Raw genomic sequence first — 12840 nt, 5'->3', positions numbered from 1 at the left:
TTCGACCGATAGTCGATACGGAAAGTGCGGGATCAGGCTGGGGAGCGGGCAAAAAAATCGCGGATCGATCCCGCCCCTGTGGGTGAGCACAGGGACGCAACCGTCCGCGAAACACTGTGAATCAGGAAGTCGGTGCGGTACGCAGTTTCTCGCTGCGGCCGCGCAGCCACTCGAGGGTCAGCAGGAGCAGGACGGAGAAGCCGATCAGCAGGGTCGCCGCAGCAGCGATGGTCGGGCTGAGGTTCTCGCGGATGCCGCTGAACATCTGGCGCGGCAGGGTGGCCTGCTCGGGGCCGGCAAGGAACAGGGTCACCACCACTTCATCGAAGGAGGTGGCGAAGGCGAACAGCGCGCCGGAAATCACGCCGGGAGCGATCAGCGGCAGGGTGACCTTGAAGAAGGTCAGCACCGGCGGCGCGCCCAGGCTGGCGGCGGCGCGCACCAGGTTGTAGTTGAAGCCCTGCAAGGTTGCCGACACGGTAATGATGACGAAGGGCACACCCAGCACCGCGTGCACGATGATCAGCGAGATGTAGCTGTTGCCCAGACCCAGCGGCGCGAAGAACAGGTAGCTGGCGACACCGATGATCACCACCGGGACGACCATCGGCGAGATCACCAGGCTCATGACCAGCGCCTTGCCGCGGAAATCGCCGCGGGTCAGGCCGATCGACGCCAGGGTGCCGAAGACCATCGCCAGCACGGTGGCCGCCGGGGCGACGATGATGCTGTTGGTCAGCGCGCGCATCCACTCGGCCGAGTTGAAGAAGTCGGCGTACCAGCGCAGCGAGAAGCCCTGCAGCGGGTAGACCAGGAAGGTGCCGGAGTTGAACGACAGCGGCACGATGACCAGCACCGGCAGCACCAGGAACAGCAGGATCAGGCCACAGAGGATGCGCAGGGTGTAGAACCACACGCGCTCGACCGGGGACATGTACGGGCTCAGCATTTTCTTGTTCTCCTCATCAGCCCAGGCGCAGGCGGCTCGCGCCCACCAGCCAGCCATAGATCACGTAGAGCACCAGGGTGGCGAACAGCAGCAGGCCGCCCAGGGCCGTGGCCATGCCCCAGTTGATGGTGGTGTTGGTGTAGAAGGCGACGAAGTAGCTGACCATCTGGTCGTTCGGGCTGCCCAGCAGCGCCGGGGTGATGTAGTAGCCGATCGACAGGATGAACACCAGCAGGCAACCGGCGCCGACGCCGGCCACGGTCTGCGGGAAGTAGACCTTCCAGAAGCTGGAGAACGGATGGCAGCCCAGGGAGATGGCGGCCCGCATGTAGCTGGGGGAAATGCCCTTCATCACGCTGTAGATCGGCAGGATCATGAACGGCAGCATGATGTGGACCATGGAGATGTACACGCCGGTGCGGTTGAACACCAACTGCAGCGGTTCGTCGATCAGGCCCATCTTCAGCAGCGCGCCGTTGATCAGGCCGCCCGACTGCAACAGCACGATCCATGCGGCGACCCGCACCAGGATCGAAGTCCAGAACGGCAGCAGCACCATGATCATCAGCAGGTTGGACTTGCGCGTCGGCAGAATGGCCAGCAGGTAGGCCAGCGGGTAGGCCAGCGCCAGGCAGATCAGGGTGATCACTGCGCCCATCCAGAAGGTGCGGGCGAAGATGTCCAGATAGATCGACTGGTCGGGCGTCGCGCGGGCGATTTCGCCCAGGTCGTCGATGCGGTGATCGAGCGCGGCCAGCAGGTAATAAGGAGTGACGGAGCTGGCGTTGCGACGGATCGCCTGCCAGTAGGCCGGGTCGCCCCAACGCTCGTCGAGACCTTCCATGGCGTCCTTGTACGACGCCGGCTGCTCCTTGAACGGCAGCGCGCGGGCGGTCTTGGACAGCAGGCTGCGGTAGCCGGCCAGTTCCATGTTCAGGCGCTTGGAAAGATCGCCCAGGGTCTGGTTCTTGCGCGCGGCGACCAGGTCGTCGCTCAGCGCCTTGTACACCGCGTCGGAGGGCAGCGACTTGCCGTCCCAGTCAGCGATGGCGTTGACCGTCAGCGGCATCGCGCCAACGACCTCGGGGTTGTTCACGCTCTTGTAGAGCAATGCCGCGATGGGCACGAGGAAGGTCAGCAGGAGGAAGACCAGCAGGGGCAGGACCAGGGCCTGGGACTTCAGACGGTTCATCCGCTCCGCACGCGCCAGGCGCTGCTTGAGGGTGGGGCCGGCGACCTCGTTCATCGACACAGCGGTGGCCATAGCGAACTCCGGTAAAACGGGCCGCCCGGGAGCGGCCAAGGTGTGGTGTCAGGAGGAGCCGCCGCGAGGGGGCGGCGGCTCCGGTCCGGTGCGGCTCGGGCGGCCGCATCGGTCAGGCGCTATAGCTGCTTACTTGGCAGCCCAGGCGTTGAAGCGCTGCTCCAGCTGCTCGCCGTAGTCAGCCCAGAAGGTCACGTCCATACCGACCTGGCCCTGCATGTTTTCCGGGGTGGTCGGCATGTCCTTCAGCAACTCCTTGCTCAGCAGCGGTACGGCGTTCTTGTTGACCGGGCCGTAGGCGATGTTTTCGGAGTAGGTCTTCTGCTGCTCGGGCTGAACCGAGAAGGCGATGAACTTCAGGCTCTCGTCCTTCTTCTTGGCGCCCTTGGGGATGGCCCAGGCGTCGAAGTCGTAGATGCCACCGTTCCAGACGATCTTCAGGTTGCTCTCTTTCTGCACGGCGGCGATGCGGCCGTTGTAGGCGGAGCTCATGACCACGTCACCGGAGGCGAGGTACTGCGGCGGCTGCGCGCCAGCTTCCCACCACTGAATGCTCGGCTTGATCTGGTCGAGTTTCTTGAAGGCGCGGTCCTGGCCCTCTTTGGTCGCCAGCACCTTGTAGACATCCTTGGGCGCAACGCCGTCGGCCATCAGGGCGAATTCCAGGGTGTACTTGGCGCCTTTGCGCAGGCCGCGCTTGCCCGGGAACTGCTTGGTGTCCCAGAAATCGGCCCAGCTGGTCGGTGCGGTCTTCAGCTTGTCGGCGTTGTAGGCCAGCACGGTGGACCAGACGAAGAAGCCGACACCGCAGTTGCTCACGGCGCCCGGTACGTAGTCTTCGGCCTTGCCGAGGATGGCCGGGTCGATTTCCTCGAACAGGCCTTCGTCGCAACCACGGGCCAGTTCCGGCGACTCGACTTCCACCAGGTCCCAGGAGACGCTGTTGGTGTCGACCATGGCCTTCACCTTGGCCATCTCGCCGTTGTACTCGCCAGCGACGATCTTGTTGCCGGTGCTCTTCTCGTAGGGGCCGTAGAACGCCTTCACCTGGGCATTCTTGTTGGCGCCGCCGAAGGACACCACGGTCAGGTCGGTAGCGGCCATGGACTGGGCCGCGAAGGCCACGCCCAGGGTCAGCGCTGCGAGTTTGAGCCCCGATGCTTTCAAGGACTTCGTCATTATTGTTGTCTCCACAGTGTGCAGGTTTGTTTTTCTTGGATGCGTCCGGGAGTGGCCGGGCCGCGCTGTTACGCCGCGGACAGTGGGTCGAGCGCGCGGACGTGCTCGACTTCCCAGCCCAGCGGAACCACGTCGCCAACACTGAGCGCAGGATCGAGCTCGGCGATCGGCTGTTTGACGAAGAAATCGGTACGGCCGCAGACCTCCAGGCGAATGCGTACGTGGTCACCCAGGTAGATGAACTCGGCGACGCGGCCGGAGAAGCGGTTCACGCAGTTTTCACTGTGGCCATTGAGGCGCACGCGCTCGGGGCGGATCGACAGGCTGACGGTGTCACCGACGTTGCCGACGTTGACTGCCAGCGCCTCGACCTTCTCGCCACGGGCCAGGCCCACGGTGCAGCGGTCGCCATCGCGGGCCTGGAGCTGGCCGGCGATACGGTTGTTCTCGCCGATGAAGTTGGCGACGAAGGAGTTGCGCGGGTGCTCGTAGAGCTCGGCCGGCGGGGCAATCTGCTGGATCTCGCCCTGGTGGAACACGGCCACGCGGTCGGACATGGTCAGGGCTTCGCCCTGGTCGTGGGTCACGTAGACCACGGTCACGCCCAGGCGCTGGTGGATGTGCTTGATCTCCATCTGCATGTGCTCGCGCAGTTGCTTGTCGAGCGCACCCAGGGGTTCGTCCATCAGCACCAGTTGCGGCTCGAAGACCAGCGCGCGGGCCAGGGCCACGCGCTGCTGCTGGCCACCGGAGAGCTGGGCGGGATAACGACCGGCGAAGGAGTCGAGCTGGACCATGGACAGCGCGCGCTTTACGCGCTCGCTCACATCGGTCTTGCTCATGCCGCGCACGGAGAGCGGGAAGGCCAGGTTCTCGGCCACCGTCATGTGCGGGAACAGGGCATAGTTCTGGAACACCATGCCGATGTCGCGCTTGTGCGGGGGGACGTTGTTGATGGAGCGGCCGGCCAGCTGGATTTCACCGGCGGTGGGCGTTTCGAAACCGGCCAGCATCATCAGGCTGGTGGTCTTGCCGGAACCGGACGGCCCCAGCAGTGTCAGGAATTCGCCTTTGCGAATGTCCAGATTGAGGTCCTTCACGATGAGGGATTCGCCGTCGTAGCTCTTCTGCACGCCACGGAAACTCACCAGCACATCGCTTGCCTGATTCTCGGCCATCACCGCACCTTTGTTTTTTTGTAAATGCCGTTGATCTCAAGACTAGAGAAGCAGAACCGGCGCGCAAATCGGGCGGTATGAGAGATTGCTATAAGGCTTAGAGAGGATGCTTTGTAGGGCTCGCCCTACAAAAAATGGCGAAACAGACTGCCGACCACCTCGTGGTCGGCAGTCTGTCGATCAGCGCTTGGCCCAGGCCTGGAAGCGCTGCTCCAGCGCGTCACCGTGCTCGGCCCAGAACGCCACGTTCATGCCCACGGCATTGGCGATGTTCTGCGGCGCGGTGGGCAGGTTGGCGGCGACGTCCGGCGCCAGCAGTTCCACCGCCTTGCGGTTGGTCGGACCGTAGGAGATGTTCTCGGCAAAAGCCTTCTGCTGCTGCGGCTGGCCGGCGAAGTTGACGAACTGTTCGGCCAGTTCCTTCTTGAACACGCCCGAAGGCAGCGCCCAGAAGTCGAAGTCGTAGATGCCGCCGGCCCAGACCATGCGGAAACCCTTCTGCTCGGCCTGCGCCGCGGCGATCCGGCCGTTGTAGGCGGAGCTCATCACCACGCTGCCATCGGCGAGGTCACGCACCGGGTCCTGGCCGGACTTCCACCAGTTGATGTTCGGCTTGAGCTCATCGAGCTTGCGGAACGCGCGATCAACGCCTTCGTTGGTGGCGAGTACCTTGTAGACGTCCTTGGGCGCGACGCCGTCGGCCATCAGGGCGAATTCCAGGCTGTACTTGGCGCCCCAGCGCAGGCCGCGCTTGCCGGGGAATTTCTTGGTGTCCCAGAAATCCGCCCAACTGCTCGGCGTGCCCTGCAGCTTGTTCTGGTTGTAAGCCAGCAGCGTGGTCCAGACGAAGATGCCGACGCCGCACGGCTGCACCGCGCCGGGCACGAAATCGGCGGTGTTGCCCAGGGTCTTGGGATCGAGCTTCATGAACAGCCCTTCCTCGCAACCGCGCGCGAGCTCGGGGGCCTCGACTTCCACCACGTCCCAGGACACATGGCTGATTTCCACCATGCGCTTGAGCTTGGCCAGATCGCCGTTGTAGGAGCCGTGGACGACGGCGTTGCCGGTCACTTCCTTGAACGGTTTGTAGAAGGCCGCTTCCTGCGCTTCCTTGTTGGCGCCACCGAAGGAAATCACCGTGACGTAGTCCGCCAGCGCCGGCATCGCGGCACTCCCCAGCAGGCCGAACAGCAGCCCTCCCCTTACCGCTCGCAACATCTTCTTCTCCTTGTTATCACGACGTACTGCATGAAGCGGGCAATCATTCCCTGCCTCACGTCCGCTAGATAGACGGTTTGTTACAGAAATCGGACACGTCGCACAGAGTGGAGGGAAAATTCAGCGGGCCTTCTGCCGCAGGTCAAACCGGCAGCGAGGGAGCGTCAGATGAGCTTGTGTTCCATGGCGTAACGCACCAGATCGGCCACCGAGTTGGCATTGAGTTTCTGCATCAGCCGCGCCTTGTGAGTACTGATGGTCTTGCTGCTGACCGCCAGTTGCTGGGCGATCTCGTTGACGCCTTCACCTTGCACCAGGCGCTCGAACACCGAGAACTCACGCTCGGAGAGCAGCGCATGGGGCGGCCGCGAATCGGTCAGGCCAACCTCGAAGACCATGCGGTCGGCGAGATCGGGGTCGATGTAGCGACCGCCGCTGGCGACCTTGCGGATCGCCGTGAGCAGCAAGGCCGGGTCGCTGTCCTTGGTGGCGTAGCCGGCGGCGCCGACCTTCAGGGCGCGGGCGACCATCTGCACCTCGTCGTGCATCGACAGCATCAGGATCGCCGGCGGATTGTTCAGCGCGCGGATTCGCGGAATGGATTCCAGGCCGTTGACGCCGGGCATGGAGATATCCAGCAGAACCACTTCACAGGGTGTCTGGCGCAGGGTTTCGAGCAACTGCTCGCCGTTGGTAGCCTCGCCCACCACTTGCAGGTCCTTGGCCATGCCGATCAGTTGCTTGATGCCCTCGCGCACGATCGTATGGTCTTCCGCCACCAGCACTCGAATCACCGCCATTCCTCCCGCTTCACACTTGTCATTGTCGTTATGGTTGTCGCTTGGTTACGCGCCTTGGGGGCGCAGGGGCACCCGGATCCACAGCGTGGTGCCTTCCCCAGGCTGGCTGTCGATCTGCAGAGTGCCGCCGAACATCAGCACCCGCTCGCGCATGCCCACCAGCCCGAAGGACACACCCTGGCGCGTGGCCTGCGGATCGAAACCCACGCCGTCGTCGGCGATGCGCAGGCACAGCTCGCGCCCCTCGACGCTCAACTGCAGCTCCACAGTATGCGCCTGGGCATGGCGCATGACATTGGTCAGCGCCTCCTGGAGGATGCGGAACAGCCCGATGGCCTTGGCGTCCGACAGCTCCGGCGGGTTCTCCGGCACCTGCACCAGGCAGGGAATCTGCGTGCGCGACTCGAAGCGGCGCGCCTGCCATTCCACCGCCGAACCGATACCGGCATCGAGGATTGGCGGGCGCAAGGCGGTGGCCACATCACGCACCAGCTGGAACAGCTGGGCGATCAGGCGCTTCATGCTGTCCAGGCGCTCGCGCAGTCCAGCGTCCGTTTCGCCATAGGCCAGCTCGCACATGGAGGTTTCCAGCTTGAGCACGGTGAGCACCTGGCCCAGTTCATCGTGCACTTCGCGGGCGATACGCGCCTTCTCCTCCTCCCGCACGCTTTCCAGGTGCGCCGACAGCTCGCGTAATTGCGCGCGGGAATCCTGCAGTTCCCGCTCGATCTGCTTGTGCTCGGTAATATCCCAGACCACGCCGTCCCAGGCCGGGCGACCATCGTCCAGGGTGCGCACCGTAGCCTTGATGTCGACCCAGCGCGGCTCGTGGCTGCGGGTGAGGATGCGGCCCTGCCACAGCCAGTTGCGATGGCCTTCCACCGCATCCAGCTGGCTGGCCAGATAGCTCTCGCGCTCGGACGGATGCACCAGGCCCATGATGCCCAGGCCACTCTCGCGCAGGTAACCGGGCGAGTAGCCCAGCGCGGTTTCGCTGCCGCCGGTGATAAAGCTGATGTAGGCGAAATCGGAGTCGTCGTCCGGCGCGCTGGGTTCCAGGCGGAACACCAGGCCCGGCACGTTGGCGGCGATGCCTTGCAGGCGCGCCTCGCTTTCCTCCAGCGCTGCGCGCGCGCGGCGGCGCTCGGTGACGTCGTTGAGGAACACCAGCAGGTATTCCGAATCGCCGAAGCGCAGGAAGCTCAGGGATACGTCCGCCGGCAACCACTGGCCATCGGCGCGCAGGCAGCGGGTCTCGAAACTCAGCGGCGCCTCATCGGCGTTGCGCGCGCGGCGCCAGAGATTGAGCCAGCGATCCATGTTCAGCGTCGGCTCGAGGTCCGACAGCGGGCGGTCCACCACGGCGCCGGGCCGGTAGCCAAGCATCTCCTCGGCGGCCCGGTTGGCGTAGCGGATGTGGCTGTCCCAGTTGACCCAGAGAATGCCCACGGTGCTGCTGTCGATGGCGAACTGGGTCAGCCGTAGCGCCTGCTCGGCAGCCTGGCGCAGCTCAATGTCCCGGCGCGCGGCAAGCAGGCGCGACTCCAGCGCTCGATGCTGGCGGCGCAGCAGCAACAACGCGGCGACCGCGAACAGCAGCAGCAAGCCGAGCAGGATGCAGAGGTTCTGCCAGAAGCCTGGCGAGGAGCCCAGGCGCGGATAAGTCGGTTGCAGCCAGCGCTCGTGGAGTTGGTCGAGGTCTTTGGCGGGTACCGCGCGCAGGGCGGCGTCGATGATCCCGGCCAGCTCCGGCAAGCCACGCCGCGTCGCCACGCGCAACAGTTGCGGGTAGCCGATATCCGCCACCACCGAGAGGCCGGTGAACTCGGTTTCGCGGGTCAGGCGCGCCAGTTGCGCCTCGTCGATCACCGCGTAGTTGGCTTCGCGGCCGAGCACCTTGCGCAGCACTTCGCGATCACTGTCGACGACCTGAAGCGTCAGCGCCGAGTAGGTGCCGCGCAGGTAGTCCACCACCGGGCCGGGGCCACGCACGGAGACCGATTCGCCTTCGCCGAGGTTATCCAGTTCCACCGACGTGCCGCCGCGACGGTCGCCCACGACCAGGCGCGGCACGCGCAGATAGGGGTCGGAAAACAGCCAGTCGCGCAGGGTCGAAGGGGTCTGACTGATGCCCGGCGCGAGGTCGATTTCGCCGGCGCGCGCGGCCTTTTCCAGCGCTGCCTGGTCCGGATATGTGCGCCATTCCAGGCTGACGTTCAGGGCCTTGGCCAGCCATTCCAGCAATTCGACATTGGCCCCGGAGAGCTGCTGCAGGCGGCGGTCCTGCTGCACATAGGGAGCTTCGAGCACGGCGCCCACGCGCAGTTGCGTGTGTTCGGCAAGCCAGGCGAGCTGCGTCTCGTCCAGCTTCAGGGGCGGCGCGGCGGTTTCGGCCAGGGCCAGCAACGGCAAACAGCAGAGCCAGGCCAGGCAGGCTTTCCAGAACAGACGACTCATGCCGACAGCACCATGGTTTCACTCGGGTCAAAGCAAATGGCCGGCATACCTTACAGCAACCCCGGTTGAACCCGGCAGGCCGCGCGCCTGACAAAGCTAATACAAGCCGCTAGGCTGGCCGCACTCGCGCCCCGCCAGGACAGGGATATCACTGATGCCGCACACGCCTCGCCCGACGCTTCTCACCCTCTGCCTGTGCCTCGGCCTGTCGCCGCTGGGTAGCAGTTGGGCCGAAGACGCCAAGCCCGCCGCCGACGAAAAACCGGCCGCCGCACCCATGGTGCGCCCGGCGGTGAGCGAGCGCAGCCAGGACGAAGCTAGCGGCCTGGCGCGCCAGTTGCCGGAGAGCGAGCGCCAGGAGCTCAAGGCTGGCGACGAAACCTTCCTCGCCCTCTGGCTGCCGGCCAATACCGCCGCTGCCGAGGGCGCGGTGATCCTGATCCCCGGTGATGGCGAAAGCGCCGACTGGCCGGTGGCGATCGGCCCGCTACGCCGCAAGTTGCCCGACGCCGGTTGGCAGACTCTGGCCGTCACCCTGCCCGACCCGCAGAGCACCGCACCTATCCCGCGACCGAAGGAGTCAGCAGACAAGGCCAGCGCCGATACGGATGCCAGCGCCGCCGACAGCGCCAGCAAACCCGAAGTGACAGGCAGCGATGGCAGCGCCACTCCGACGCCGGAAAGCACCGCTGAAACCGGTAGCGCCGAGCCAGCCCAGGCCAGCCCCGAGGCCCCACCGCCGCCCTCCGACCCAGTGGAGCGACGCAAGGCCCACGCCGAACGCGTGCTGGCGCGCATCCAGGCGGCCGTGGAACTGGCCCAGCAACACAATCCCAAAACCATCGTCCTGCTTGGCCACGGCACCGGCGCCTACTGGGCAACCCGTTATCTGGGCGAGCGCGCACCCGCCGAGATCAAGAACCTGCTGCTGGTGGCGCCGAAGATGCCGCGCGATTTCAAGCCGTCGCTGGACGAAACCGTGCCGCTGCTGAACCTCGCCACCGGCGACTTCTATTACAAGGACAAGACGCCTGACGTGGCCGCAGCGAAGCTGCGCCTGCAAGCCAGCAAGCGGCAGAAGGCACCGAACTACGTGCAGATCGGCATGAACGCCCTGCCCGCCGACCTGGGCACCGAGCAGGATCAGCTCTACCGCCGCATTCGCGGCTGGCTGTCGATGCACCTGGAGCCGATCGAGCAGCCCTGACAGCTGCCCGCCTCAGCGAAAACCGCGACGCTGGCGTACCAGCAGGTAGGCCGCCTGGATCTCGCGGGTCCTGGCGGTGGCCGCGGCAATCCGCTCGGGGCTCGCGCCCATGCCTTCGAGCTTATCCGGGTGGTTCTGGCTGATCAGTTTGCGGTACGCACGTTTGATCTCCTCCGGCTCGCTCTCCGCTGTCACACCCAACAGGCGTAGCGCGCCGGTATAGGACTCGCGCGGCGTGGCCGGTGGCTTGGGTGGCTCGGCACCCGCCGACAGCGCCAGCACTCTGGAACGAGAAAGCCCCAGCGAATCGCCCCACTGCAATAGCAGGCTCTTCTGTGCGGCGTTCGGCGTACCGCCGGCCCAGGCCATGCGCCAGGACGCCTGGATCAGCCCCTCGGCAGTCGCCACCCGGCCATGGCGCTGGCGCAGACTGTTGTCCAGCCATTCCCCGCCAGCCTTGCCACGACCGAAGGCATCGATGGCCTGGCGACGGGCCTTGTCGTCCAGCTGCAGCCGCTGCATCTCGGCGCGGGCCTGCTGGATATGCGCATCGAGAACGCGACCGTGACTCTTGGCCAGCCGACCGAGCAGGAGGAACAGCAACTCCTGATCACTCACCCGAGGCCCGCCGCGCAGTTGATCGAGCAGGCCTCGCCAGGTGCGTTTCTTCAGCCGCCGGTCGAGCACCTGGCCTAGCAGCGCACCGAGCATGGCGCCCGGAATGCTCGCCAATGCCCAGCCGGCGACCACACCCAACAAGGTGCCTGGCCAGAACAACTCAGGCCTCCGCCAGCTGGCGTTCGACTTCCGCCAGGCGCTCGTGGGTACCGACATCGATCCAGCGCCCTCGGTGGTGAACGCCACTGACACGACCGGCTTCCATCGCCTGGCGCAACAGTGGCGCCAACTTGAAGGCGCCAGGCACGCAGCCCTCGAACAGCTCGGGACGGAGGATGGCGATGCCGCTGTAGGTCAGGCTCGGCTGGCCTTCGCGGTAATCGCTGACACGACCTTCACTCAGGCAGAAATCGCCGCGAGTGTGGTGACCGGGATTATCCACCAGCACCAGGTGTACCAGGTCGCCCTCACCCAGCGCGCCGCGCAGGCTCGCGTAGTCGAAGTCGGTCCAGATATCGCCGTTGGCGATGACGAAAGCGTCATCACCCAGCAGCGGCAGCGCCTTGAAGATGCCACCGCCGGTTTCCAGCGGCTCGCCCTCGGGCGAGTAGTGGATGCTCACGCCAAAGGCCGAACCGTCGCCCAGGTGATCCTCGATCTGCTGGCCGAGCCAGGCATGATTGATCACCAATTGATCGAAACCGGCCCGGCGCAGTGCCTGCAGCTGATATTCGATCAGCGGCACGCCACCGGCGCGTACCAATGGCTTGGGTGTGTGCAGGGTCAGCGGGCGCAGGCGTTCGCCCTTGCCCGCAGCGAGGATCATCGCCTTCATGCGGGGTGCGTCTCGTCTTTGGGCAGGCTGGCAAACAAAGCGGCAAGGTCGGCCAGTTCCGGTCGGCGCGCGATGACACTTTCCAGGTAGCGGAAGAATCGCGGCACGTCGCTCAGGTAGCGCGGCTTGCCGTCTCGGTGGCAGATACGGGCGAAGATGCCGATCACCTTCAGGTGGCGCTGGGCCCCCATCAGGTCGCTGGCGCGGAAGAAGGTCTCGAAACTGTCCGGCAGCGGAATGCCGGCGGCCTGGGCCTTGCGCCAGTAGCGCGACAGGCCGTCGTGCACGCGCGGCTCCGGCCAGCTGAGGAAGGCATCCTTATAGAGGCAGGTCACGTCATAGGTGACCGGGCCGTAGACCGCGTCCTGGAAGTCCAGGATGCCGGGGTTCGGCTCGCTGAGCATCAGGTTGCGCGGCATGTAGTCGCGGTGCACGAACACGCGCGGCTGATCCAGGGCGCTTTGCACCAGCAGGTCGCAGGTGCGCTGCCAGCGAGCCAGTTGCTCGCCTTCCAGGGTCACACCCAGCTGGCGCTGCAGGTACCAGTCGGGGAACAGCTGCAGTTCGCGACGCAGCAGGGCTTCATCGTAGGGCGGCAGGCGTTCGGCGACATCGACCTGCTGGAAGGCCACCAGGGCATCGAGGGCATCCTCGAACAGCTCCTCGGCATTCTGCGCGGTGAGCACGTCCAGGTAGGTCTGGCGACCCAGATCGTCGAGCAGCAGGAAGCCCTGCTCGACATCCTCGGCCAGAATCTTCGGAACGTGCACGCCGGCCTCGGCCAGCAGGCCGGCGACCTTGATGAAGGGCCGGACGTTCTCCTGCGGGGGCGGCGCGTCCATCACGATCAGGCTGCGGCCATCACCCTGCCAGCGGAAATACCGGCGGAAACTGGCGTCGCTGCTGGCCGCGGTAAAGCTGGCCTCGGGCACCGGGCCCCAGCCCTGCGCGTTGAACACTGCGGGTAAACTCAAGTCCAACCAGCCGATCATCTGCTGGTAACGGGGATCCTGTGACATTTTTATGGGTTCTCCACGGCCCTAGCCGTTGCGCGGGTCATGCTTTATTATCCAGCATCTTTTTGAGCCCATCGAGAGGCGCGCGGTCCGCTTTGGGCCGTTGGCTCGCAGGAAGC

The 12840-nt window shown here is 65.4% G+C and carries 11 protein-coding genes; 1 reads left to right on the top strand and 10 read right to left on the bottom strand.

The genetic code is table 11. The features are described 5' to 3' along the window. Nucleotides 1-121: 121 nt before the first annotated feature. The 7 genes from CTR55_RS16900 to CTR55_RS16870 all read right to left on the bottom strand — a co-directional run bounded on the left by CTR55_RS16900 (nt 122) and on the right by CTR55_RS16870 (nt 9045). A complete protein-coding gene (locus CTR55_RS16900) occupies nt 122-949 on the bottom strand; it encodes an ABC transporter permease (protein ID WP_296287965.1) in 828 nt (275 codons plus the stop codon). 16 nt (nt 950-965) lie between these two features. Further along, nucleotides 966-2213, bottom strand: coding sequence for an ABC transporter permease (locus tag CTR55_RS16895; protein WP_296287964.1), 1248 nt, complete (start codon nt 2211-2213; stop codon nt 966-968). A gap of 129 nt (nt 2214-2342) precedes the next feature. Continuing rightward, nucleotides 2343-3392, bottom strand: coding sequence for an ABC transporter substrate-binding protein (locus CTR55_RS16890; RefSeq protein ID WP_296287963.1), 1050 nt, complete (start codon nt 3390-3392; stop codon nt 2343-2345). A 68-nt stretch (nt 3393-3460) separates the two neighbouring features. Continuing rightward, on the bottom strand, nt 3461-4570 hold the full coding sequence (locus CTR55_RS16885; protein ID WP_296287962.1) for an ABC transporter ATP-binding protein: 1110 nt from the start codon (nt 4568-4570) through the stop codon (nt 3461-3463). A 180-nt stretch (nt 4571-4750) separates the two neighbouring features. Beyond that, complete coding sequence (locus tag CTR55_RS16880; protein ID WP_296287961.1) at nt 4751-5788, bottom strand: ABC transporter substrate-binding protein; 1038 nt, start codon at nt 5786-5788, stop codon at nt 4751-4753. A 164-nt stretch (nt 5789-5952) separates the two neighbouring features. After that, entirely contained in the window at nt 5953-6588 is a 636-nt protein-coding gene (locus CTR55_RS16875) for a response regulator transcription factor (RefSeq protein ID WP_296287960.1), read from the bottom strand. A 45-nt stretch (nt 6589-6633) separates the two neighbouring features. Continuing rightward, complete coding sequence (locus tag CTR55_RS16870) at nt 6634-9045, bottom strand: sensor histidine kinase (RefSeq protein ID WP_296287958.1); 2412 nt, start codon at nt 9043-9045, stop codon at nt 6634-6636. A gap of 154 nt (nt 9046-9199) precedes the next feature. On the opposite strand from CTR55_RS16870, the gene CTR55_RS16865 reads away from it, so the two are divergent. Beyond that, on the top strand, nt 9200-10252 hold the full coding sequence (locus tag CTR55_RS16865; RefSeq protein WP_296287956.1) for an alpha/beta hydrolase family protein: 1053 nt from the start codon (nt 9200-9202) through the stop codon (nt 10250-10252). Nucleotides 10253-10264: 12 nt separating this feature from the next. Here CTR55_RS16865 and CTR55_RS16860 read toward each other — a convergent pair whose 3' ends face one another. From CTR55_RS16860 to CTR55_RS16850, 3 genes are read right to left on the bottom strand one after another with little or no spacing between them, the layout of a single operon-like run. Continuing rightward, the gene (locus CTR55_RS16860) at nt 10265-11029 is read right to left on the bottom strand and encodes a DnaJ domain-containing protein (RefSeq protein ID WP_296287954.1); all 765 of its coding nucleotides are present in this window, start codon (nt 11027-11029) and stop codon (nt 10265-10267) included. A gap of 1 nt (nt 11030) precedes the next feature. Then, nucleotides 11031-11705, bottom strand: coding sequence for an N-acetylmuramate alpha-1-phosphate uridylyltransferase MurU (gene murU, locus CTR55_RS16855; protein WP_296287952.1), 675 nt, complete (start codon nt 11703-11705; stop codon nt 11031-11033). Beyond that, entirely contained in the window at nt 11702-12724 is a 1023-nt protein-coding gene (locus CTR55_RS16850) for a phosphotransferase (protein ID WP_296287950.1), read from the bottom strand. The genes murU and CTR55_RS16850 overlap by 4 nt, the downstream gene beginning before the upstream one ends. Nucleotides 12725-12840 lie beyond the last annotated feature (116 nt).

The organism is Pseudomonas sp. (genome assembly GCF_002796985.1).
Lineage (GTDB): Bacteria > Pseudomonadota > Gammaproteobacteria > Pseudomonadales > Pseudomonadaceae > Pseudomonas.
Note: the sequence above shows the minus strand (reverse complement) of the source record. Positions and strands in the feature narration are given on the sequence as shown.